The 24,036-nt window shown below is 44.2% G+C and carries 25 protein-coding genes and 1 riboswitch; of the genes, 12 read left to right on the top strand and 13 right to left on the bottom strand.

The genetic code is table 11. The features are described from left to right. Positions 1–7: 7 nt before the first annotated feature. Positions 8–700, bottom strand: a complete 693-nt coding sequence (locus L4D74_RS11205; protein WP_428752189.1) for an iron-sulfur cluster assembly scaffold protein — start codon at positions 698–700, stop codon at positions 8–10. Between the two features lie 103 nt (positions 701–803). Then, a riboswitch (Fluoride riboswitch) is annotated at positions 804–867 on the bottom strand. A gap of 312 nt (positions 868–1,179) precedes the next feature. On the opposite strand from L4D74_RS11205, the gene L4D74_RS11200 reads away from it, so the two are divergent. Together L4D74_RS11200 and L4D74_RS11195 are read left to right on the top strand one after the other, a co-directional pair. Continuing rightward, positions 1,180–2,898 carry an ArnT family glycosyltransferase gene (locus L4D74_RS11200; protein ID WP_428752188.1) on the top strand — a complete coding sequence of 573 codons (1,719 nt, stop codon included), beginning with the start codon at positions 1,180–1,182 and terminating at the stop codon, positions 2,896–2,898. A gap of 449 nt (positions 2,899–3,347) precedes the next feature. Further along, on the top strand, positions 3,348–3,527 hold the full coding sequence (locus L4D74_RS11195; protein ID WP_265677144.1) for a hypothetical protein: 180 nt from the start codon (positions 3,348–3,350) through the stop codon (positions 3,525–3,527). 214 nt (positions 3,528–3,741) lie between these two features. Here L4D74_RS11195 and L4D74_RS11190 read toward each other — a convergent pair whose 3' ends face one another. Together L4D74_RS11190 and L4D74_RS11185 are read right to left on the bottom strand one after the other, a co-directional pair. Further along, on the bottom strand, positions 3,742–3,984 hold the full coding sequence (locus L4D74_RS11190; protein ID WP_428752187.1) for a hypothetical protein: 243 nt from the start codon (positions 3,982–3,984) through the stop codon (positions 3,742–3,744). Positions 3,985–4,095: 111 nt separating this feature from the next. Then, on the bottom strand, positions 4,096–5,064 hold the full coding sequence (locus tag L4D74_RS11185) for a LysR family transcriptional regulator (protein WP_428752186.1): 969 nt from the start codon (positions 5,062–5,064) through the stop codon (positions 4,096–4,098). A 100-nt stretch (positions 5,065–5,164) separates the two neighbouring features. Between L4D74_RS11185 and L4D74_RS11180 the strand changes: the two genes are divergently transcribed. Continuing rightward, a complete protein-coding gene (locus L4D74_RS11180; protein WP_428752266.1) occupies positions 5,165–6,511 on the top strand; it encodes an MATE family efflux transporter in 1,347 nt (448 codons plus the stop codon). Positions 6,512–6,582: 71 nt separating this feature from the next. Here L4D74_RS11180 and L4D74_RS11175 read toward each other — a convergent pair whose 3' ends face one another. Further along, entirely contained in the window at positions 6,583–7,263 is a 681-nt protein-coding gene (locus tag L4D74_RS11175) for a YSC84-related protein (RefSeq protein ID WP_428752185.1), read from the bottom strand. Between the two features lie 165 nt (positions 7,264–7,428). On the opposite strand from L4D74_RS11175, the gene mtgA reads away from it, so the two are divergent. Next, on the top strand, positions 7,429–8,094 hold the full coding sequence (gene mtgA, locus L4D74_RS11170) for a monofunctional biosynthetic peptidoglycan transglycosylase (RefSeq protein ID WP_428752184.1): 666 nt from the start codon (positions 7,429–7,431) through the stop codon (positions 8,092–8,094). A gap of 10 nt (positions 8,095–8,104) precedes the next feature. On the opposite strand, the gene L4D74_RS11165 is transcribed toward mtgA, so the two are convergent. Beyond that, on the bottom strand, positions 8,105–9,322 hold the full coding sequence (locus L4D74_RS11165) for a multidrug effflux MFS transporter (protein WP_428752183.1): 1,218 nt from the start codon (positions 9,320–9,322) through the stop codon (positions 8,105–8,107). Positions 9,323–9,409: 87 nt separating this feature from the next. On the opposite strand from L4D74_RS11165, the gene L4D74_RS11160 reads away from it, so the two are divergent. The 3 genes from L4D74_RS11160 to L4D74_RS11150 all read left to right on the top strand — a co-directional run bounded on the left by L4D74_RS11160 (position 9,410) and on the right by L4D74_RS11150 (position 11,986). Then, a complete protein-coding gene (locus L4D74_RS11160) occupies positions 9,410–10,312 on the top strand; it encodes a LysR family transcriptional regulator (RefSeq protein WP_428752182.1) in 903 nt (300 codons plus the stop codon). 177 nt (positions 10,313–10,489) lie between these two features. After that, complete coding sequence (locus L4D74_RS11155) at positions 10,490–10,837, top strand: hypothetical protein (protein ID WP_428752181.1); 348 nt, start codon at positions 10,490–10,492, stop codon at positions 10,835–10,837. Between the two features lie 264 nt (positions 10,838–11,101). Further along, complete coding sequence (locus L4D74_RS11150) at positions 11,102–11,986, top strand: SDR family oxidoreductase (protein ID WP_428752180.1); 885 nt, start codon at positions 11,102–11,104, stop codon at positions 11,984–11,986. A 116-nt stretch (positions 11,987–12,102) separates the two neighbouring features. Here L4D74_RS11150 and L4D74_RS11145 read toward each other — a convergent pair whose 3' ends face one another. Both L4D74_RS11145 and hcp read right to left on the bottom strand, forming a co-directional pair. Next, positions 12,103–13,149, bottom strand: coding sequence for an FAD-binding oxidoreductase (locus L4D74_RS11145; RefSeq protein ID WP_428752179.1), 1,047 nt, complete (start codon positions 13,147–13,149; stop codon positions 12,103–12,105). A gap of 90 nt (positions 13,150–13,239) precedes the next feature. Continuing rightward, on the bottom strand, positions 13,240–14,901 hold the full coding sequence (gene hcp / locus L4D74_RS11140) for a hydroxylamine reductase (protein WP_428752178.1): 1,662 nt from the start codon (positions 14,899–14,901) through the stop codon (positions 13,240–13,242). Positions 14,902–15,202: 301 nt separating this feature from the next. Here hcp and L4D74_RS11135 point away from each other — a divergent pair, with 301 nt between their 5' ends. The 4 genes from L4D74_RS11135 (at position 15,203) to L4D74_RS11120 (ending at position 18,516) form a co-directional block, all read left to right on the top strand. Then, entirely contained in the window at positions 15,203–15,925 is a 723-nt protein-coding gene (locus L4D74_RS11135) for an amino acid ABC transporter ATP-binding protein (RefSeq protein WP_428752177.1), read from the top strand. After that, positions 15,925–16,749, top strand: a complete 825-nt coding sequence (locus L4D74_RS11130) for an amino acid ABC transporter permease (protein WP_428752176.1) — start codon at positions 15,925–15,927, stop codon at positions 16,747–16,749. The genes L4D74_RS11135 and L4D74_RS11130 overlap by 1 nt, the downstream gene beginning before the upstream one ends. 75 nt (positions 16,750–16,824) lie before the next feature. Continuing rightward, entirely contained in the window at positions 16,825–17,601 is a 777-nt protein-coding gene (locus L4D74_RS11125) for a transporter substrate-binding domain-containing protein (RefSeq protein WP_428752265.1), read from the top strand. A 3-nt stretch (positions 17,602–17,604) separates the two neighbouring features. Then, positions 17,605–18,516: an amino acid ABC transporter permease gene (locus L4D74_RS11120; RefSeq protein WP_428752175.1), complete on the top strand. Its 912-nt coding sequence runs from the start codon at positions 17,605–17,607 to the stop codon at positions 18,514–18,516. A 49-nt stretch (positions 18,517–18,565) separates the two neighbouring features. Here the strand turns inward: L4D74_RS11120 and cyoE are convergent, their stop codons facing one another. The 4 genes from cyoE to L4D74_RS11100 all read right to left on the bottom strand — a co-directional run bounded on the left by cyoE (position 18,566) and on the right by L4D74_RS11100 (position 22,214). Beyond that, positions 18,566–19,519 carry a heme o synthase gene (gene cyoE / locus L4D74_RS11115; RefSeq protein ID WP_428752174.1) on the bottom strand — a complete coding sequence of 318 codons (954 nt, stop codon included), beginning with the start codon at positions 19,517–19,519 and terminating at the stop codon, positions 18,566–18,568. Further along, complete coding sequence (locus L4D74_RS11110) at positions 19,516–20,718, bottom strand: COX15/CtaA family protein (protein WP_428752173.1); 1,203 nt, start codon at positions 20,716–20,718, stop codon at positions 19,516–19,518. Before L4D74_RS11110 ends, cyoE begins: the two co-directional genes overlap by 4 nt. A 90-nt stretch (positions 20,719–20,808) precedes the next feature. Further along, positions 20,809–21,429 carry a hypothetical protein gene (locus tag L4D74_RS11105; RefSeq protein ID WP_428752172.1) on the bottom strand — a complete coding sequence of 207 codons (621 nt, stop codon included), beginning with the start codon at positions 21,427–21,429 and terminating at the stop codon, positions 20,809–20,811. Further along, positions 21,426–22,214 carry an SURF1 family protein gene (locus L4D74_RS11100; protein ID WP_428752171.1) on the bottom strand — a complete coding sequence of 263 codons (789 nt, stop codon included), beginning with the start codon at positions 22,212–22,214 and terminating at the stop codon, positions 21,426–21,428. The genes L4D74_RS11105 and L4D74_RS11100 overlap by 4 nt, the downstream gene beginning before the upstream one ends. Positions 22,215–22,227: 13 nt before the next feature. Here L4D74_RS11100 and L4D74_RS11095 point away from each other — a divergent pair, with 13 nt between their 5' ends. Next, complete coding sequence (locus tag L4D74_RS11095; protein ID WP_428752170.1) at positions 22,228–22,452, top strand: DUF2909 family protein; 225 nt, start codon at positions 22,228–22,230, stop codon at positions 22,450–22,452. Between the two features lie 40 nt (positions 22,453–22,492). Here L4D74_RS11095 and L4D74_RS11090 read toward each other — a convergent pair whose 3' ends face one another. Next, positions 22,493–23,374, bottom strand: a complete 882-nt coding sequence (locus L4D74_RS11090) for a cytochrome c oxidase subunit 3 (RefSeq protein ID WP_428752169.1) — start codon at positions 23,372–23,374, stop codon at positions 22,493–22,495. Further along, entirely contained in the window at positions 23,367–24,026 is a 660-nt protein-coding gene (locus tag L4D74_RS11085; RefSeq protein WP_428752168.1) for a cytochrome c oxidase assembly protein, read from the bottom strand. Before L4D74_RS11085 ends, L4D74_RS11090 begins: the two co-directional genes overlap by 8 nt. Between the last annotated feature and the right edge of the window lie 10 nt (positions 24,027–24,036).

Below are 24,036 nucleotides of genomic sequence, written 5' to 3'. Positions count from 1 at the left end.
CCTCAATTTAGTTTTGACGTGGGTTAACTATTGTCGTTGCTTCATCAAAGCGGCCATACGTCCCCTTGGCAGCTTTCATCGCTTGATCAGCACAGGAGCCGTTATTAACCTCGGCCATCATCTTTCCTAAATTAAGATATTCATAACCGATGATTTCACCATTTTCGTCTAGTGCAAGGGCCGTCACATAGCCTTCCGCCACTTCCATATATCGTGGGCCTTTGAGCAATGTTGAGTAGCTGGTACCGACTTGGCTGCGTTGCGTTTTACCTAAATCTTCTAACGCCGCGCCAATTTCTAGTCCATCCAAGGAAAACGCTGATTGCGTACGCCCATAAGCAAACTGTAAAAATATTTCCCTCATTGCGACGTTAATAGCGTCACAAACAAGGTCGGTATTCATCGCTTCAAGGAGAGTTTTACCGGTAAGAATTTCTGACGCCATTGCTGCGGAGTGTGTCATGCCAGAACAGCCTATTGTTTCAATAAGCACTTCTTGAATGATGCCTTTTTTCACGTTAAGGGTAAGCTTTGCCGCGCCTTGCTGTGGAGCACAAGACCCTACACCATGGCTAAGCCCAGAGATCGCGATAACCTCTTTCGGATTTACCCAACGGCCTTCAACAGGAATCGGTGCTGACGCGTGAAGATCGCCCCTTTGGATCGGGCACATTGATTGGATTTCTTGAGCATATTGCATGGTGTTTTCCTTAATCAAGGAAAACAGGCGGTTAGGGAAAATGAAACGCCACTACAGTTCACAACCTAAAGCTAGATTGCCTAAACAGAACCACCTGTTTTCAAAAACTGTAGGAGTCATCAGCCGAACGGCGGTTAAGTAGGTGGAACCCCATCACCTGTGACAAATAGTAGATCGAAATCACACTTCTATGCAATACGCCTCTCAATAACCATTTCTCATATCAATAATCGCCTTAATACTCATTAAAGAATAAGTATCATGGTATCTTTCGTTACAAATTGCAGACATTAATAACATCAATGGTAAGATATAGTGATGTCAAGATATCGTCAGGAAGCGTTTTTTATTGCCATATTTCAGTAAGTAAGCGTTGCCGGGTTACCTATTGCTATTTAGAATCACCCCCCTTTTAATTAAATTTGTTAACTGTTTAAAGTAGTCGCATTCTCACAAGACTACTTTGAAGGAGAAGAAAAGTGTCAATAACACCTTCGAGCCAGCAGACCAATGCCACCCATTGGAAAGTATGTTTGTTGCTTGCCATTGTCGCGGTCGTATTCAGTGGGCTATTTGACCACGACGTATGGACGCCCGATGAGCCGCGCGTGGCAGCGATCATTCACAGCATGTACTTAACCGGAGATTACATTATTCCACAGTTTGCTGGCATCGCTTTTGTTGAAAAACCCCCTGTGTTCTTCGTCATGTCAACGCTGCTTATGCAACTTACTGGGCTTGATGCCATCATGGCAGGTCGACTTGCACTCGCGCTTCTCTGTTTAGGCTCACTCGCGGCAACATATCGTATTGCGTTTCTTTTCAAAGGTGAAAATTTTGCTTGGACGGCGCTTGCAGTCTTGGGGACGTTAGAAGGGTTTATTCTCAACTTTCACTGGCTACGCGTTGACGCTGCGCTTATGTTTACCACTATTGCTGCGGTATGGGCATTTTCTGAAGCTTACCTACGTCAAAAGCTTGGCTATTTAATTGTGGCCGGTGCGTTCACTGGCTTAGCGTTCTTAAGTAAAGGACCTGTCGCCATCGTATTGTGTATTGGCTTAGCTTGGGTTCCATTAGTCCTTAGAGCACTCTCGTTACGTAAACAGTTTCCTGATGAAGCGGCCTCCATGGGCCGATTCGTTGTTATGCATATTGTCGGTATTGCCGTCATGTGTCTTGTTGCCGCTAGTTGGATCTATCCGTTTTATAAAACAGCGTCACCGGAACTGTGGAAAGCCTGGTTTTGGGATAATCAAGTCGGTCGTTTAACCGGAAAAGCAACAGATACACTTGGCCATAATCACTCAGGGAAACCTTTCTATTATGTTAAAGGAGTAATGGAATACGGCGCACCATGGACACCGCTGCTTATTTTATGGCTTGGGCATTTCTTCTATAAGCTTCGTCAACCTAAACAGCTTAACTGGATTGATGGATTTTTAATCTTCTGGTTCACCTTAGCGATCTTCGTATTGTCTTACTCGGTGACAAAGCGCTCTATGTATTTGGCACCATTAATGCCTCTATTCGCCCTTATGATTGCGGACGCACTGCAAACATTTGCTGGAAAATGGTTAGATTGGTATCGTCGTGGGTGGTTGGCACTGATGTCATTCGTGCTAATTGCATTTGCTGTTGTTCCACTATGGGCGGGCTTGCTTCCAGCACATAAAATTCCACCTGCGCTGATGGCGTGGCTAACCTCTTGGCACTGGGTAGCGTTAATCCCGCTGGCTGCAATCGCGCTAATGATTGTCGTTGAACGCAAACCATGGCCTCAATGGAGTAAATTTGCCATCATCACTGCGCTGTTCTTTTCAAGCGCCTTTACTTATCTATTCCCAGCTATAGATATCGCTAAAGATATGAAGCCAGACTTACAAACATTTGTGAATCAAATACCTGAAGAGAAAAGAGAGCGTACTGCTAGTCTGCGTTTCTCGGAAACAATGACATCTATCTTCTTCCTCTATCATGATTGGGCTGTACCTGAAGTAAGTCTAGCCCGAGCTCAAGATATCCTTGATGGCGTCGATCCAGATTATGATTACGTTCTTCTAGACCGTAGTAATTCAGTGACTGAAATTCGCGAATTTACCGGGCTACGAGGTGATACTCAATTCACGGTTCTTGCGAAGGGTACCCCAAGAAGTGATAAAGTCAAAGACGCTGTTTTTTGGCTATCTCCTGACTAATTCGTCACTTAATTGCGAGACACCTTAAACTTCAAATAAACGAGCGGTGACGCTCGTTTATTTTTCATACAAGGCCCACCCTTACTTAATATGAAACATATATTTGCGCTAAGGATCACACTATTAGGGGTTGAATAACTTATTATGCAACTTCGCAATTTGTAACGTTAAATTCCATTCGACACAGAAAAACATAAGTGATTGTTTTAAAGGGTAAAAATAACAACCGCTTACTCAACAATCCAAGTGAGTAATGCTCTCAGCCTATCTATATCATCTTTCCATTTGATTCGAAATTCGCAAACGACTACCATGCTCGGCGGTAAATTGGCTTACCCATAAAAACTATAACGATAAAATTCGTTGGTGTTTGAGTAGCATGCTATTTAATAAAGCAACGCTCATGTTTCCGACATTAATACAGACAACATCAAAGGCGGACTACTTACATGTTTGAAGAGAAAACGTTCCAATTGATGCAAAGTACGCTCATTGGAAAAGTTAAAAATATCGATATGATCCCTTGCTGTAGCAAAGAATCACTTATTGAAGCGCTAAATAGTGCCTCCTCTATCAATGATCTCATCGGCATTAACAAAGCGATTCTCAGGTTAATCAGCAAAGCTTAAATATCGATTCATTAAGCCGTGTCACGTCGAACTTACTGTCGCATAGTTCTAAGTACTACGGGGTTCTATGTATTACGTGGTTGTAAGAGTTACGCAGATTTATCCACGCAAGAGATAAGTAAAGAAGGCGTTAACGATGATCATCGTTAACGCCTTCTTATATTCCGGTACTTCTATTTAATGGGTAACGGATCTTTCGACCTAAGCATGGTAATTATGAATCTTGGCTCCGACGCTGACTTTTAAATTTTCGCCCTAGATAGACGACACCAATCAACAACGCAATGTAGTAAAACCCTTCACTGACGTATTGCGCAAGTTCATCCTTACTTGGCAAGGTAACGTCATGCAAACTAAGCCCACTCAGTAATGACATCACCTGCTCAGACTTACCTGAATCAAATACCATCCAGACTGTAATAGCAATACACGCTAATAAAAACATCCCACTTCTCATGTACTTGAACCTATATTGCTTGGGTCTATGCTGTTAACCATATAATCAACAATTCCCTATCATCCCAAAATCTACTTGCAACCTACCAAGTCCGGTCAAAAAATTCAGTGATTAATCGCTAGTTTTTGGCAATAGCGAAGCAGGTAACCCCCAATTATGCCGTTGAGATAGACGAGCAAGCTGGTCTAATTCATGTTGTGTTTCCTGCTTGAGCCATTCTACTAACTCATCAACGATAGGTGAATCGGTACGTTTGTGACAGTAATAGCGCCATGCACTATAGTGAACGGGGGCTTCTTGGGGGCAAAAAAGATACTCTCGCTCAAGCTCCGGCAAAGCTAGCAACAGATCTGTCACGGCAACACCTTGACCAGATAAACAAGCGCTTAGCGTTAAATCAAGAGTATAAAACGTCGAATTTCTCACCGGTTCCTCATCGGTATGACCAATCTTCTTTAACCATACTCGCCAATCATGGTGATCGAGTGTTGGATGAAGTCTGGGTAACGATAATAAGGTATTCATATCCCCATGATTGTTCATTAATGGCTTAGTACAAACTGGCGCCATGTATTCCTCGCGTAGAAATAGTATTTCTGGGTCATCTTCAAATTGCTTTCCATAACGAGTGGTAAAGACAAACAGATCATAATCTCCCGCTCTTAACCCCTCTTCTTCATCAATCACAGGAATAACTACAATTTCATTGTTCGGATAACGTTCACTGAGCTGTTGTATCTTGGGCAGTAGAGCACGAGTTGCAAAACTTAGCGCTGCTCGAATGACTATTTTTTGATTCGGCAGCATACGCCAAGAGTCCAATAATGACTGCAACGCTAAATAATTGCGACCAAGCACTTCATACAGTTCCTTGCCTTTCAGTGTTAACTGTATGCTGCGATGACCTCTTACAATTAAAGATGCGTTTAACTCATCCTCAAGCTGTTTGACCTGACGACTCACGGCGCTTTGAGTAACATGAAGCTCATTGGCTGCTAGCGTAAAGCTCATATGCCTTGCAACAACCTCAAATACTTTAAGGCTATTGTGCGAATAGGGAATACTTGAATATGGGTTCATATTTGCTCACATAATTATAAGTCATGCCAGAGTGACACAAATGTTGCTTGAACACCACCAGCACCAATATAAAATAGCCAAATCATTACCCGAGGCTATCATGAAGAAAATCCTGTCCCTTGCGACCCCACTTATTATTTCTCAACTTATATCCATGGCGCTAGTTCTCACCGATGTCTGGATGATGGCTAAACTTAGCGTAGCTGACCTCGCCGGTGGTGGATTAGGGGCGTCCGTTTACACCTTTGTTTTCTTAGTTGCTGGTAGTACGGTAGGGTGCGTCGCCAATTTGATCGCCATTGCCTACGGTCAAGCCGTGGCTAGACCTGAATTTGGACACAAACAAATTAGGCTAGCCATCAAGGGAGCCGTGATACTGTCCGTTGTCCTTAGTGTATTGCTAACACTACTCTTTGCTTTTGCGCCTCAATTCTTGGTTCTTGCCAAACAACCTGAAAGCACTATTGGTATTGCTATGGCGTATTTAGATACTCTCAAATGGGCAATGCTTCCTACCCTTTTACTATTAATTTTACGTGGACTCACCAGTAACTTTGGTGATGCGAAATCGGTAATGGTTATGTCTCTCGTTACAGTTCTGCTAAACGTACCACTTAGCTATTGGCTAGCATTTAGCTTCGGTATGGGAATCGCGGGCCTAGGGATTGGTACGGTTCTAGCCGCGTCTATCGTACTCATTGGTTATGGCATCTGGGTATTTAAACGTCCTGTCTATTATAAATATGCACCTTGGTTACATTTTGAAGAGTATACCTGGAAACTGGTGCTGCCACTGATTTCAATGGGCTTGCCTATCGCTATTGCAGCAGCTCTTGAAATGGGGCTAATTTACGGAGGGACACTGATGTCAGGCATGATTGGTGTTGCCGCGTTAGCGCTCCATCAAATCCTGTTACAGTGTCTCAGTTTTACTTGGAATATTAACTTTGGGTTCTCACAAGCGGCGGCTATTTTAGTCGGTAAAGATTTCGGTAACGACAATTTGACGGGTATCAAAGCCACTGCGAAACGCAGCTTTACCCTCGTTACCATTCTCAGTGCCGTGTTGGCTGTTGTGTTTCTCGTTTGGCCTGATGCCATTGCAAACTTGTTCCAACTCGATGAGCAAGGTGATTCTCACCTAACACAAATGTTGTCATCGCTAATTTGGGTTGTGGCATTATGTTTCGTGGTAGACGCATGGCAACTGCTTGCTATGAATCTACTGCGAGGGATGAAGATTGTGATTGTTCCGACCATCATGAGTGGAATTGGATACTGGGTGTTTGGTCTTCCTTCAGCTTGGTATCTTATGCAACATTACCAAATGGCGGGAATTTGGGGCGGTATTTTAATTGGGCTTGCCGTAACTGGTATCATGCTTCTTATACATTTAGTCGCAAAACTAAAAACCAATATGCCTCTACAGCAGGCAACTAACCATTAGATTTTTCCAGTGATTTTTTATTTGCTAAATTGCCTCCAGGTTTCAACTTGGAGGCAATTTTTAATTCAGTGTCATTGGTTGTCGTAATTGTCATTGGGCGCAAAGGTAAATCCTTGCCCACCAATGGCAGCTTCATACATCAGGCCACCTTTCGTCATAGTAAATACTGACATTCCATTAATGTAAGCCGCTTTACTTTGTTTATCACCAGCTTGTGCTCCAGCTCCCATTGAGCCTGCTTGAGCACTGGCACCTAAAGTAATCGCGACGGCAGAAGCTTGCGCACCAAACTCAAAACTGCCACTCGTAAACGCATAATAGTCCGCTTTTGTTTCAAAAAATATGATCTCACTATACGCCTGCGCACCAAGTTGTAGACCGAAACTCAACTGAGCTAAGGTCGTTTCCCCAACGTGTACACCTTGACGAAATACCTGCCCCTCACCGTAAGAACCACCTAGCCCAAACCCGCCTTTTCCCACTGTTGGGAAGACAGCATATCCATATGCATTATCGAAAAAAGAGTGAGTAGCCTGAGCCTCTTTAAAGCGATTCATCGTCGCTTCAATCTTACTGCTCGGCGAATCTGAAACCATGTCATGACTTTCTGTTGCTACCACTGTACTTTCTTCAAGCGGCGATGTGTCAGTGACATCCCTTACGGGAGCTGACTCGGAGCTTTGTGCCAACACCAGCGGTGTCACTGTCAAACAAACAAGTAGCGTCGCCTGTCGCCCAAAGTTAACTAACATATTGTTCCTTAATAAATCTATTACTGATGATATAGACGGGTACGCCTCTGGATAGTTCAAATAAATACAAAAAAGCACAACAAATATGACAATTCAAGCTAGCCGTCGTTATAGGTTAGACTTACAATACCCTAAATACGATTGCTGAGTAACATTCTGAATTTTATGATAAAGAAGCTCTTAATCAATATAATACTCATTCTAGTCGGTGTACCAATCTTACTTGTTACGTCGCTGAAATTTATTAACCCCCCTGTATGGGGCTGGCAAATTAGCCGCACCTTTTTCCCGCCAGAAAGCTACCCAGATACTGTACTCCATAGCTGGGTGCCCATTGAAGGTATATCACCAGATATGGCATTAGCGGTCATCGCCTCAGAAGACCAGCAATTTACAAACCATTATGGTATCGATGTAAGCTCAACAATAAATGCCTTAACTGAAAATAACGGCTCTTCTATCCGCGGCGCTAGCACAATCACGCAGCAAACCGCAAAGAATGTCCTTCTTTTCCCTAGCCAAACATACGTTAGAAAAGCGTACGAGCTCTATATTGCCCTACTAATGGAGCTAATTTTAGGAAAACAGCGAATTATGGAGGTTTACCTCAATGTTATTGAATTCGGTCCAGGTATTTATGGGGTAGAAGCTGCGAGTCAATTCTATTTTGGCCGTTCAGCAAACGAGTTATCGCAAGTGCAATGCGCACAACTCGCTGTTGTCCTACCCAACCCCTATCGCATTAGACCCATGCCGGCGACAACTTATGTTCAGCAACGAACCAACTGGGTGGTACAGCAGATGAACAACCTTGGATCGATCCCATTATAAAAGTCGATGTCTATGCATTGCTATCTTCAATGACGGGCTGCGAAGAATATCGCCTAACTTGACTGAACAACAATACCAACGCCATCATTATTGATGAAGCGATGTAAAAGCTGCCTAAACTCTTAGAGCCTATGATCCAATGCTCAACAAGATAAGCCCCCAACACACCAGCAATAACCATTTGAATAGAACCAGATAACGCCGACACAGCACCAGCCTGCGATTTATGCGGGCCCAATAGTAAGCTAATTGAAATTGGAAATGACAAACCCTGCGCCACCGTGAGTAAGGTAAAGGCAAAAATCAGATTCGCCACCGACATCGGCGTCATCAATAACCACAAGCCAGCCAGCGCCATAATGCTTATCGAAAGCAGTAGCAACCATGCATTGGAGAAATAACGGTTGAGTATATTTAGCGACACGCTCCCCATCAACAAACCTGCCGATGGGATGATCATAATTGTGCCGTACTCAGCCACCGTCAAACCAAGTTCATCCTGCATTAAGAATGGAAAAATACTTAATGACACGACCGCCCCTAAGTAGCTGATCCAATTGTAGCTTGCGCTGCCTATCACTTGAGGGTTAACAATAAGCTTAGAATAGGTCTTCAAAATCCCCCTCACTTCAAAGCGCTTAGGGCTATACGGCAAGGTTTCTGGCAAAATAAGCCAACCAAGAAGGTAAATCGCCACAAGATAGACAAGAACACAGATAAAAACAGCATGCCAGCCTAATTGAAACGCCACCCAACCACCAAATACTGGTGCAATAATAGGCATAATTGAGGCCGTCATGGAGATATACGACAACGCTTTTGTCAGTTGCTTTCCATCGTAACTATCTCGCAGCACACTGCGCCCCAGCACCGATGCACTTCCCGCACCAAGTCCTTGTAATAACCGGCCCGATTCCAACGCGATTAAGTGGTCAGCGAAAACAATACACAGTAGCGTTCCGAGTAGGTAAATCCCCTGCCCTAGCAAAAAGACCGGCCGCCGGCCAATCGAATCCGATAAAGGCCCATAAAACAACTGCGATAGACCAAAACCGACTAAAAACAGCGTGACTAACATTTGCGCATCAGCCTGCGTAAGTGATAACGACTCACTAATCAAAGGTAATGATGGTAAATAAATACTCACGCCGACCTGCCCAGTGGCAATGATCATCATCGCCAAAAGCATAGGAGTTTTATTAAATGATTTTGAGTTTTCTTTATTCATACACATATTCTATATTGCGTATTAGTTTATGATAATAGAGTATGATGGAAATAGATTATGTCTTAACAGGAAACAATAGGCGCACGTATGGATTGGATTCAAAGTATCAATAGCTATATCAAAGTCGTTGAGGAAGGCAGTTTCAATGGTGCCGCCAGACGCATGAACACCACCAACTCTGCGATTAGCAAGCGTATCCATTGGTTAGAAGAGATCATCGGAGTACAATTGCTTAAACGAACCACTCGCTCCGTGACACAAACTGAAGCTGGCGCACTGTTCTACCAACGAGCGAAGGATTCAATGGACCGATTTCAGTCTATTATCGACGAGACTCGCTCTGTTAACCAAACACCAGCAGGATTGTTAAAGATTGGCGCTACCATCGCGGTAGGGTCGAAGTTTCTTGTTCAGTACTTTAATGATTTCCTCACTCAATACCCTGAGATTCGTATCCAACTCACCACAACAGCACCTGGACAATTACCCGACTCTAATCTGGATGTATTCATCAGTCGTGAAATTGAGCAAATGAACTCTTTGAGCATGAAACAAACCAAACTATTTGAACAAAAAATAGGATTTTACGCCGCCCCTTCATACATAGAGAAGCATGGGGAACCAACATCTATCGAAGAGCTAAAGCAACACAATATTCTGATATGGGGAGAACGCCCACAAAGAGAGTACAAAATAAATAAGAATCAGAGATTGATGTTATCTGGCAACTTTGCCACTACTAATCCAGAAGCCCTCTTTTTCGCCGCTAAAAGTGGTATGGGCGTATTAATAAGTAACGATATTATGATCAAAGAGGATATTAAATCCGGAGCACTTACGCGAATTTTGCCCAAGATACAGGCTGAGGATTCCACCGTCTACGCCTATTACCCCGCACTGGATTATGAACATACCAGAACCAAGCTATTTCTTGATTACATCAAATCCCGGCTGGCACAGTCGAATGAAAGCGAGCAAAGCGTGTCGTAAAGTCACAACAGGTCGTTCGCTTAAACATTATCGTTAGACCCTCGATAGGCCTAAGCGAAGCGCGATTTATCAATCAAATACAATGATATTTCCTCATACATTTTCTATACAATTCCACGCAATTACTGGCAAGACGATATGCAATAATCAGTAATCTGGTTCATTTGGAGTTTCGTCTTGATCGTTTTCTTTTTTTTCTGTTTGCTCAGCTACTTGTTGCTGGTTGGTTATGCAGGGCTCAAAGCACATCAAAATCAGCAACTCAAGCTAACAGATACCTTGCTTCCTGTTTGGGTCATTGCATGTTGGTCATCGCTCGCGACTCTGGGCTTTGGACAGCAAAGTCTAGCTAACCTCATTGAGCTTCCCCTGCTGCTCTTCATTGCCAGTCTGCTCTATAATGGTCATGTCTATCTCGTGCTTTCTAACCCAAACCAAGCATTCACAACACGGGTTGCTATGTATGCGTTAACTCTGCTCATCACTATCGCGACTCGCTTATTTTTTCCACTTATCACTGAATAATGCCACAGCACCACAACGAGCCGTGGTATCAATCACTGCCGATCGTGCCCTCATATAGCGACCTAACCCTATAGCGGTATACCTATTACCAATCAGACTACGCTTAGATAAAACATACTTGGTCGCGCTTAGTTCATCATTTCACGTTATCATCATCAGAATACCGTATAATCACGGAACAACCGTGCGGCAATAGTGACACAGCATAGTTAATAGTTAATCGGTAATAGTTAACCACTCGACTCCCAGAAAGGACCTGATTTAATGGCAACGACGAACGTACTGATTGCAGGTGCTACTGGCTACCTAGGTCAATATATTATTAGCGAAGTAGCAGCCCGTGGTATGAACTTAAAAGCGCTAGCTCGTAATCCAAGTAAGCTCCATGAACAACCGTTTCTGCCAGAACAAATTATCCAAGCAGAAGTCACTAAGCCAGAAACGTTACGCGGTGTCTGTGCCAATACAGACGTGGTTATTTCGACGGTTGGGATTACTCGCCAAACGGATAAATTGTCATATGAAGATGTCGACTATCAAGCCAATCTCAACTTGCTGCGTGAAGCAAAAGCGGCTGGCGTCAAAAAATTCATTTATGTGTCGGTATTTCGAGGTGAGCAGCTACAAGAGGTGGCGATTTGCCGCGCAAAAGAAAAGTTTGTGGCGGAACTCAAATCATCAGGTCTCGAATACTGCATTATCCGCCCCACTGGTTTTTTCGCCGACCTAAGTGAAATATTTCATATGGCACAAAAAAACAAAGCCTATTTATTTGGTAACGGTGAGTTTCGTAGTAACCCAATACATGGCGCCGATTTAGCCGCCATTTGTGTCGACGCTATCACAACCAATGTGGATGAAATTGCTGTTGGAGGACCCGAGGTTTTAAGCCACAAAGAGATGGTTGATGTTGCTTTTGATGTGCTAGGCAAGCGCGCTCGGATTCGCTACATTCCTGAATGGATTCGAAAAAGTGCACTATGGTCTGCTCGTCACCTCACCCCCAAATACGCCAGTGGACCCCTCGAATTTTTTATGACGGTGATGGCAATGAATATGATTGCTCCAACCTACGGTACACGTACATTGCGCGCCCACTTTCAGAACTTGCATAACCCACACAACACTGAGTCTGATACTCACCGTTAAGGTTTTCAGTGATAGCCTCATTCCAATAAACAAAGGTGGCCGTATTCGCCACCTTTGTTTTTACCAAGTACCAATTCAAGTGAAATACCTAGTAACGTGAAGTACGAAGGTCGATATCAATTTAGCGCAATTTCAACATCTGACTGTATTTGGCTAGAACACGCCAGTACAAAACCATTTCCTACGTCTTCTGCCGTTAATGTTTCCGTACTTGAAGACTGCACTTGCCCCACTTTCACCTTACATTTGCAAGAACCACAAATACCGCTACGACAGGCCGCGATAACGGGAACACCGCCTTTTTCTAACGCATCCAGCAATAAGCTACCCGGCTTCGCGTCCAGCTCTACACCAAAGCTAGGAACCGTCACTTTAACGACAGCTTGATCTTGAGTAGTCCCAGCGACGATGGAGGCAACAACAGGCTCTGATTCTGCTGGGGTAAAGCTCTCTTGATGGAATTGTGACATGTCAAAATCAGCGTGTTCTAAAACAGACTTAACCACTTCCATAAACCCGGTAGGGCCACATAAATAAATGGTACGATCACGAAAATCAGCCACGAGTTTTTGTAACCACTCTAAGCTAATTAAACCTTGTGGATGATCGGTGCCACGGTTGTCTTCTAACAACATATTAAGGTTAAAGTGATCAACCTGAAGATTCAGCTCATGAATTTTATTGAAGTAAATAGCATCTTGTTTGCTTTTTGCTAAGTGTAAAAACTCAATATCAACAGGAATCTCATTGGCTAACCAATCATCTACCATGGACATCACTGGCGTAATACCACAACCAGCACTGATCATAAGCACCTTGGCTTGTGGTGCGCAGTCCACATTGTTGAACTGCCCTACAGGTGTCATTGCCTCAACCGATTGACCCACTTCCAGCTGCTCGACGACATGGTTTGAAACAAGGCCGTTGGGCACTCGTTTAACCGTAAAACGTAATCGACTGTCACCTGGCTTCGAGCTAATAGAATACGCGCGAAAATGTTTATTGCCTTCTATATCGAAGCCTAGTGATGAAAACTGACCGGGCTTAAACTGAAACGTTACCTCGTGACTATTTGGCGACAACTCAAATGTGACTGAATCTGGCGTTTCATACCATTTTTTCGTGCACGTAAGCTCCACTGCCCCTGACTGAGACCATGCCATATTACTCTCCTAACCATCAGCAATGGTGCCCGAAGACACCATTACAATTTTACTTTACAACGTTGTGATTGAGTTTCATTCGCTGCTTAATTACGCCGCTAAAATGGTTTTAAGATCTTCTTCAGCCGTTGTAATACCACGCATATCAAACTTGTCTTGCATGATCTTCAGCAGATTATCCGTTAGGAACGCAGGAGCCGTTGGACCCGTGTAAATACCCTTAACGCCTAGCGCAAAAAGTGTCAGCAAAATAACAATCGCCTTTTGCTCAAACCAAGATAACACCAGTGTTAATGGCAATTCATTGATTCCACAATCAAACTCATCAGCAAGTGCTAACGCCAGTTGAATTGCCGAGTACGCATCATTACATTGGCCCACATCTAACAGACGGGGAATACCGTTAATGCTACCAAACTCATTCTTATTGAAACGGAATTTACCGCAAGCCAACGTCAAGATAACGCTGTCTTCCGGAGCTTGGGCCGTGAAGTCGGTATAGTAACTACGTTCAGACTTATCACCATCACAACCGCCAACTAAGAAGAAGTGCTTGATCGCGCCCGCTTTTACTTGCTCAACCACGGCAGGTGCCGCCTGCATCAGCGCATTACGTCCAAATCCAACCGTAATCATGTGTTCAATTTCGTTGTGCTTAAAGCCCTCTAATGCGAGTGCACAATCAATCACTTGACTGAAATCGTCACCTTCAAGGTGAGCCACACCCGGCCAGCCAACAATACTACGAGTGAATAGGCGATCGGCGTATTGCCCTACATCTGGGCTCAATAGACAATTAGATGTCATCACGATAGCGCCAGGGAAATTAGCAAACTCTTTTTGCTGGTTCTGCCAAGCACTACCGTAGTTACCAGCTAAATGAGGGTATTTTTTCAACTCAGGATAAGCATGGGCAGGTAGCATTTCACCGTTGGTGTATACATTAATACCCGTACCCTCTGTTTGCTGAAGGATTTTTTCTAAATCATGCAAATCATGCCCAGAGACCAAGATACATTTACCTTGGATGGTCTTAACATTGACTTGGCTTGGCTCTGGGTGGCCAAATGTATCGGTTTCACCTTTATCCAGCATTTCCATGATTTTGTAGTTCATCAAGCCAATTTGCATAGAGGTATTGAGCAACGCCTCTAGCTCCGTAGGATCTGTACCCAACCAAGACATGATCTGGTGGTATTCCGCATAGACGGTTTCATCGGTTTGCGACAACACGCGAGCGTGCTCTAGATAGGCTGCCGCACCTTTCAAGCCATAAAGACACAACAAACGAAGCCCAATAACATCTTCATGCAAGCTATCGTGACCACGGTTTACCGCGGCTGTGGGTGCAAACGCCAACAGCGCCTCTTTTGAAGTTGGTAGATCGAACAACGCCGCTGAAGACAAAGTATCAAGCTGAACGTCTTGTAGGATCGCAGCGGCAGTCACCTGCTCTTGCAATCGTTGTTTATAAGTTGCAGCTAGGTTCGCGAGTTCAATAATACGCTCAGGGTCGAAGTTTACATTGGTCAATGTAGAGAAGAATGCACGCGGAGCCCATTGATCAATTTCCTGATCAACAATGCCGAATTTTCGGCCTTGATCGGCCCAGAAAGAAACACCTTGTAACGTATAGACCAACACGTCTTGTAAATCGGAAACATCCGACGTTTTTCCACACATGCCTTGAGAGTATGAACAGCCCTTAGAAACAGGGGTTTGGATAGTTTGTTCGCATTGAATACAGAACATATTAAGAACTCCAGTATTTTAAATTCCTTGCTTTGATGCATTGCCAAAGCCATTTATTCACTCTTGGGCTAATTGCACTAACCGTGCCAAAAATTAAAAATGACATAACCCACTAATAAAAAAGGGATTTAACAATAAAACCACATTTTCACTGTGTCATTTAGACCACACAAAAAACAACAACAAAAGACCCGATAGAGTTAAAATGACACAATGATTCAATTATCAATAAGCGTTAAGTGATTGTGAGCCGTTACCGTTGTTGGTAAGGTATGAGAAAATATAAAGAAAATAGGCTCTAGTGAACGCAGTAGTATTTGACAATGTCGATAAATGGTTTGGTGAATTTCAAGCGCTCAACGCAATCAACCTAAACATTAATCAAGGCGAAATCGTCGTAATTTGCGGCCCATCTGGTTCTGGAAAATCAACGCTGATTCGTTGTGTTAACGGGCTTGAGCAACACAATAGTGGTGCTATCACGGTACTTGGTCATCCAAATGACTCTAAAAGTATTGCCCCTGGCCAAGTTGGAATGGTATTCCAGCATTTCAATCTATTTCCGCACCTAACCGTTCTTGAAAACCTCACGTTAGCGCCGATACGAACACTCAAACTGTCAAAAGCCACTGCCAATAAGCGGGGGCTAGAGATGCTCGCTCGTGTCAAAATTGCTGAACAAGCTCATAAATATCCCTCTCAGCTGTCCGGCGGACAACAGCAACGCGTCGCAATAGCTCGCTCGCTGTGCATGAAACCAACCATATTGCTCTTTGATGAACCCACTTCAGCACTTGACCCAGAAATGATCAGTGAAGTACTGAACGTGATGATTGAACTTGCAGAAGAAGGAATGACCATGCTTTGTGTCACCCATGAGATGGGGTTTGCTAAGCGCGTTGCTGACAAGGTGGTGTTTATGGATGAAGGTCGTATTATCGAGTCAGCTTCACCTAACACGATCTTTGACGCCCCTGCTCACCCTCGTACCAAAGCATTTTTAGATAAGATCCTTAACCATTGATGACCTCGAAAGCTGCATCATCCAGTTCAACTCTGGTAAACATCATTAAACCCGTCGCATCAGCATTACTGCAAATAGCGATAATTATCTATGCCTTGGTTTGGCTGCTAGATAGCGGCGCACAAAACATGGGATATCGTTGGCAATGGGAACGAGTTCCTGACTACCTCGCCTTTTATGAAGATGGAGCATGGTGGCCTGCGGAGCTACTTGAGGGCTTGTTAGTCACTATACAAATTAGTGCCGTGGCGCTTATTTTCACTCTCATCTTTGGTTTGGTTACTGCGCTACTTAAACGTTCAGACTCAATTGTAGGACGAAGCATTGCTCACTGCTACGTAGAGACCATTCGAAATACACCGCTACTCGTACAAATTTACCTACTTTACTTCGTCTTTGGCCCAATCATAGGACTCGACCGTTTCTCTACCGCTGTACTGGCACTCGCACTATTTCAAGGCGCGTACACAGCAGAGATACTCCGAGCGGGATTAATGAGTATCCCCAAAGGACAAAGTGAAGCGTGTCGAAGCATCGGACTTTCACCATTTTTTACCTATTACGATGTGATATTACCTCAAGTCGTGCGCCGGACTCTGCCACCGCTAACCAATGAAGTCGTTTCACTAATTAAGAACTCTTCTATTGTCAGTGTTATGGCGATTTTTGACCTCACTACCGAAGGGCGAAATATCGTCGCTGAAACGGCAATGCCTTTTGAAATATGGTTTACCGTTGCGGCAATTTATCTCGTATTAACACTCTCGCTATCAGCAATTTCAGCTTGGCTAGAGCATAGATTAAACACCGAAAAACACACCTAACCTCATTTGTACCCAAGGAGCCACACGATGAAAAGGACATTAACGACAATAACCAAGGCCGCGGCTATCCTGCTGATGGGACTAAGCGCATCCATAAGCGCTTATGCCAGCGATACACCGAACCTTGATAAAATTAATGAGCGAGGTACATTGCGCGTTGGTATGTCTACCTTCGTTCCATGGGCAATGCGTGATAAGCAAGGTGATCTCGTCGGTTTTGAAATTGATGTAGCAAAACGATTAGCAGCAGACTCCGGCTGGAAAGTGGAATTTGTTCCAACCGCATGGGACGGTATCATTCCAGCACTATTATCACAAAAGTTTGATGTCATCATTGGTGGGCTCTCCATTACACCTGAACGCTCTAAAAGCGTGCTTTTTACACAACCTTACTCACACTCTGGTGTTCAAATTGCAGCAAGCAAAAAGCTTGCAGCTGACTTCTCAACTGTTGAAGACTTTAACTCACGACGCATTAAAATAGCCGCTCGTCGAGGCGCTTATACTGTACAGGTTGCGCGCGAAACCTTCCCTAAAGCCAAAGTTCTTCAATTCGATGACGACGCTCAAGCGTTCCAAGAAGTGCTTAATGGCAACGCTCATGCGGTTATTGCCTCTAGCCCAAAACCAGAACATGAAGCAGTAAAAAACTCAAACGCGCTATTTATCCCATTTGACGACCGTCTATCAAAAGGCAACGAAGCCTTTGCCGTACGTTTAGGTGAAGACGACAAAACAGCTTTCTTCAATGAATGGATACAAGCTCGCACTGACGATGGGTGGCTAAAAGAGCGCTACGAGTACTGGTTCTCAACCCTTGATTGGCAAAATCAGGTAGCAAGCGGACAATAGCTCATGACCAAACCCAACGCGTTTACCACCAAGCCTGACCAACCTCGTTTTTTCCGTTGGCGCCCTAACACGCTCGATATTGCGCTATTAACTTTATTAGCGATGGTGGCAGTATGGCTTGGCTATCGTTCTTCTATTGGTATTCACTACCAATGGCGCTGGCACGATGCATTCGCGTTGGTTTTCACTCCAAGGGCTGATGGCAGCTTACCCTATTTTGTTCAAGGTATTATTTCAACACTGCGATTAAGTCTATGGGGAATGTTACTGGCACTATCACTGGGTACACTACTCGGACTCGCCAAACACTCAGCCATTAAGGCGATCGCGATCCCTGCGAACTTATTCATCCAATTGGTCAGAAACATACCGCCACTGGTATTCATCTTTATTTTTTACTTTTTTGTATCTAACCAACTGATTCCATTACTCGGGCTAACCGAAGTTCTAAGAGAACATTCAGGATCAATTAATGGTATACAGTCTTTTCTGTTTGGTCCTAGTAGGTTATGGGAAAACTTACTGTCTGGGGTTGTTTGCATTGGGTTGCTGTCATCAGCGTATGTGGCTGAAATTGTTCGCTCTGGATTGGCGGCAATACCAAAAGGACAATGGGAAGCAGGCAAGACATTAGGGCTGTCGACTTGGAGCCAATATAAAGACGTTATTGCCCCGCAAGTCTTAACCATGATAAGCCCAGCTCTTGCAGGACAGGCCATTTCTTTAGTAAAAGACACCTCGATCGTTTCTTTAATCTCGATCCAAGAAATGACATTTGTTGGCACAGAAATCGCTAACTCTTCCGGCCTCATTTTCGAAATATGGCTGATTGTTGGCTTGTGTTACTTCATTTTATGCTTATCACTTTCACTGCTCTTTAAACGCCTTGAATCATCACGCTCATCCCCGCTTTAAAGGACGGGCATAAAATCTCAGCGATCAATATTCTCATCCATACAGCTCATTAAATAGGTAGATAGTGATCCACCAGAAGTACAACGAACAGTACCATTAAGTGTATGATCGAAAACTTAAATGTCTCTATCGCGGTTTTGTCATCTGCGGCAAATTTTAATTTCCAGGCATAATAGATAAAACCAGCACTTAATCCGGTTGAACCGACGAGATAGAGCAGCCCAGTCATTCCCACCAGCGCAGGCATTAAGCATACTAACGCCAATAAAATGGTATAGAGCAAAATAGAGGTTTTCGTATACTCCACTCCATGGGTTACAGGTAGCATTGGAATGTCTGCTTTAGCATAATCGTCCTTTCTATGTATCGCCAACGCCCAAAAATGAGGTGGTGTCCAAATAAAGATAATCATGACCAATAGCCATGCATTGGCATGAAGCTCACCAGTCACTGCTGTCCAGCCAAGTAGAGGCGGCATCGCGCCCGCGATACCCGCAATAACAATATTTTGTGGTGTCGCTCGTTTCAAATATAAGGTATATACCACCGCGTAACCCAGCAAACTTGCAAACGTAAGCCACGCTGTTAGCCAGTTTACGGTGGATGTTAAAATCACAAAACCCGCAACACCTATGCTTGATGCAAACACCGACACCTTAAATACGCTTAAATCTCCTGATGGTAACGGGCGCTTATGGGTACGAGACATGATGCCATCAATTCGACGATCTATTAGGTGGTTAAATGCCGCCGCCGAACCCGCCATAAGTGCAATCCCAAGTAAGCCCATAATAGTTTGCTGTAACGGCAGTGCCCCCGGAACGGCAAGACACATCCCAACTAACGCTGTAAGAATCATCAACGCCACCACTTTAGGCTTAGTTAAAGTAAGATAAACTCTCCAGTCAGCTTTATGCTTTGCAGCACCCTTGGAAACAACGTTACTTTTACTAGAAGGAATGAGCGGCACACCACTCGTTGGTACTGTCGTCGTTTTATTCATAGAGATCTCTCCTTATCCCCAGACGCTTTAGCGGGCGAAATCGACTCGTAGGACTCGATAACACTAAACTTAGGCTTACTACGCGTCACCGCTCTCGCAGACCAGATAACGTAATTAGTTTTAATCAAAGTCAATAGAAGCAATGCAGCCCCCAAGTTATGCAGAACTGCAATGCCTAACGGCAAATGAAACAGTACATTGCAAACACCAAGTAACAGTTGCATCACTAGCATCATGGCTAGCCCTTTTCCGAGACGCTTAAACGCTTTGTGTTGCTCGCGCATTAATTGATAAATAAGCAAACAAACCACCACTGTGACTAACATTGCGCCTATACGATGCGTGACATGAATCGTCATACGTGCTGCATAATCTAAAACCCCAAACTCATAGCTTTCCACACCAAAATGCACGGGCGTAAAGGCCGTGATAAAGTCCAAAGATTCAAACCACTGCCCTTCACATATTGGCAAGCTTGTACACACCACTGCCGCGTAATTAGACGACGTCCATCCACCGAGCATGATTTGAATAATGGTTAGTACGAGCGCGACTGCAGCTAAATACTTAAGGGAATTAGGCAACTCAGATGCAGATATCTGTCTTGAAAATGGCTCTGTATCTATCCCTTGATTCGGTGTGACGACTTTAGGTTGAAAAGGCTGGCGTTGTGGTGATGTCGAAAGATCGTTGGCTCCTACTTGCTCTGCTCGTCTATCAATTTCAACGCTGGGTCGTAACCGTAGATAACTAAAGAACAGCAGTGCAAACATGGTAAAGCCACCGAGTAAGTGCCCCATCACCACAATCGGCATGAGTTTCAGTGTCACCGTCCACATACCTAATGCCGCTTGAAAAACAATGATAACCGATAAGGATAACGGTAATAGCAAGCCCATTCGATGGCGTTCTTTGACAATGCCAGTCACGGTAATCATAAACACCAGTAACCCTAAAGCACCCGCTAAGTAGCGATGTATCATTTCTAGCCAAGCCTTGTCTTGCTCCACAGCCCTTTCGGGATATAGCGTGTTAGCCACTTGCACTTCCACTTTATCCGTAGGCACGGTCAACTGTCCGTAACACCCTGGCCAGTCCGGACAACCAAGCCCCGCATCCGCCAACCGAGTATAGGCCCCCATCGCAATGACAATCACGGTCAGTACTAAACTCAATCTGATTAGATGAATCAATTTCATAGCGACTCCTTGTTATCTCACTTTTTGCTTCCATGCGGCGAAACGTGAGCTTTTTAGCAAATGAACCGACCATTAAGTCACATCAATGCTTTACCCCACACGTGACAATTTAAGTAGCTTACGTAAATCCGTTAGCACTCCTTTACTGTGTGATGCTTCATTCTCAGCAGTCGCCGCTTCAAAAGACATGACAAGCTGTCCTAATGTATCGACAATCACATACCCTTCCTTTGGAACTGCACTGACAAATTGATCAGTCACCTCTATCATCATCACCGAGTCAGGTAATTCAGGCACCGTTTGACCGGGTAATACATAAACAACTGGTGTCACTCGCTCTTGGTGGCGCCCCAATGCAATATAGGTTTGCCCTAACACGTATAAACGATTTTGACACGCGGCTTGGCAAACGCTTGGAAGCATATAACCAAGTTGCCAGCTTTCGTGTTGCAACGGATTATTTACGCCAAGATCTCCAAGGGTAACTCTTGGCTCAACAAGCACTCCGTGGTTGGTAACGCCAGATTGATACCAATGATTAGACAAAATCGTTTTGGCGAAAATAAAAGGCAGGGCAAAGAATAAAATAAGCACAAGTAGGGTCAGCCTACCTTTCCACTGAGCACGACGATTTGTCCCCGAGTCGTTGTGCTTTCTTAGCGAATGTGGCGTGTTTTTGTGTTGGTGCTGTAACGTGTTCTCTTCGCTCATGACGCCTCCTTGCGAGATGATTTGAACGATCTTCTGGCGACAGCAAGCATAATGAATGCAAACACCGCCGCCATAGAAAACCATTGCAATGAATAACCAAAGTGCTTGTTAGAATTCATTGATATCGGCTTCCAAGGATGCACATTACCCGTTGACCCGTCTGTGGGCTGGATGACCCAACCAAGTAAAGGTTGGGTCATCCACTCAGCCATGTCAGCTAAATTCAAGTTCTGAATTCTATAAGTTTTATATGTGCTCGCGTTAACCTCTTGCAACATCGGTAACGTTTCTAAATACAGCGCATTTCCTAATGGATTCGGTTGCTTCTGATATAAACGTCCCGTCACTTGCACATGGCCCGTAAAGGGAGAGATATAAGGCAGCGCATCTCGACTGCCCATCACTGGAGCGAAACCTAATTCAAGCATGATGCGACGACCGCTAGAATCTTGCATGAGTTGGTACACCAAATAGCCAACTTTGCCATCAACCGTTTGGTTATCGAGATAAAATAGAATCGGTTCAGGTTGCAACTTCGCCAATATGGGATAACCAAGAAAAGCACGATATTCATGTTGAGCGGCATCAACGTTAGCCATGCTAACCGCGGTGGGAATATCCTGTTCTGACAGTAATGTTGGTGGCTGCTGAGCTCGTTCTGCAAGCATGGATTCAATATCTTGTTTTTCTAACCCACGCTCCCATTGCCAGAAACCCAATTTGACCAATAACGAAAAGACGACCACAGTTAAAATCAACGCCGTCCAAAACCAAGCCGACAGCATACTAGGAGAGCTTATGTTGACCCCATTAGTATTTAAAGTTGTTTTAGTACTGCTGCTACTTTTCATTATTTTTAACTTGGCCCTTGCTCTAATTCGAATGGTAAAAGACGACACAACTTCTGATAAACCGATGAGCTACTACCTTGGACGACGCGTACTATTCTCCGCTATAGTGGTTATATTGCTGATTATTGCCCTTAAGAGCGGTATTTTGGTGCCCAATATGAGGCCCTATTAGAACCTCAAGCCCAGCCCTTTCGACCTTGTAACGTGTTGTTCTACAACACATACACAAATACAAACAAACACAACCACACCACATCAACAAAATGCCAATACCAACTGCCCGCTTGAAACGCGAAATGGTTCTTGGGAGTAAAGTGATCCTTTGCAATTCGAAACAGTAATACGATTAAAAAGATAGTCCCCAAGCATACGTGTAAACCGTGAAACCCAGTGAGCATGAAGAAGGTATTACCGTACACGCCTGATTGCAGCGTCAATCCCATATCTTGATAGGCATGCGCGTATTCTACGGTTTGAAAATAGAGAAAGAACACCGCCAAAACGATGGTAATTTCTAACCAAACAATCAGTGCGGTACGTTTGTTTTTTTCTAAGCTGACATGAGCCATATGTAAGGTAATAGAAGACAGCAACAGAAGAATGGTGTTTTTAAGCGGTAAACCCTGCCACGGCATCGCTTCGGTTTCAGTCCCTCCGGGCGTCAGAGTCAACGGCCACATAGCTTCAAATGCTGGCCATAACACTTCATGCGTCATGACATTATTGTCTGCCCCGCCGAGCCATGGCACAGAAATCATTCGCGCGTAAAACAGTGCACCGAAAAAAGCACCAAAGAACATGACTTCTGAAAAAATAAACCAACTCATGCCCTGCTTAAATGAGCGAGTAATTTGTTCAGAGTACAGTCCTGATAAAGACTCTGTCACGACGTTACTAAACCAACCAGACAACATATACAGCAAAATAATAAAGCCTAACGCCAAGATGACGTTACCAATAACGCTTCCGGCTCCCCCAACTTCTAAATTTTGCACTGTTAGACCAGCACCAACGGCCACTAAGAACAACGCAATAGCGCCGATAATTGGCCAGCTACTTTGCGCTGGAACGTAATAAGATTGAGGTTTACTCATTGCTTAACTCCCTGTTAAGTGCGCTTTTACTGCCTGTACTGCTTTGACTAACATCAATGACACCCTGCGGGTTAACGCTATTAGAGTCACTATTATTGGCGCTATTGGTAATGTTGGTTGTATTGGTAATATTGAAAAGCGTGTATGACAAAGTCAGTGTGTGTATAGACTCAGGCACATCAGGCTCTATATAGAAAATAAGCGGCATTTCTGCCTGAGCGCTTGCTTCTAATGGCTGTTGATTAAAACAAAAGCACTCTATTTTATTAAAGTACGCCGCGCCCAATCCAGGAGAGACAGAAGGAACCGCTTGTCCTACTAAAGGCTGTGTCGCATTATTCGTCGCCATATAGGCGGTTTGGATCACCTGACCCGGATGCACATCCATAACGACCTGCTGAGGCGTAAACGCCCAAGGCATGTCTGGGTTAATGTGCGCCATAAACTCCACACGAATGGTTCTTGATGTATCGATCTGCATGCCAACCGGCTGAACTGCCGATACCGTATTCGTCTTACCGTTAATACCCAAGACGTCACACATCACGTCATATAAAGGGACAAGCGCAAACCCAAACCCAAACATACCGATCACCGCAGCGCATAGTATGGCTATCAGTTTTTTATTTGACGCTTGGGGTTTGCTTTCCATCAAAAGACCC

The organism is Vibrio cionasavignyae (assembly GCF_050337155.1).
GTDB lineage: Bacteria > Pseudomonadota > Gammaproteobacteria > Enterobacterales > Vibrionaceae > Vibrio > Vibrio nomapromontoriensis.
The sequence above is the reverse complement of the archived record's forward strand: the minus strand, read 5'-3'. Positions and strand labels throughout refer to the sequence as shown.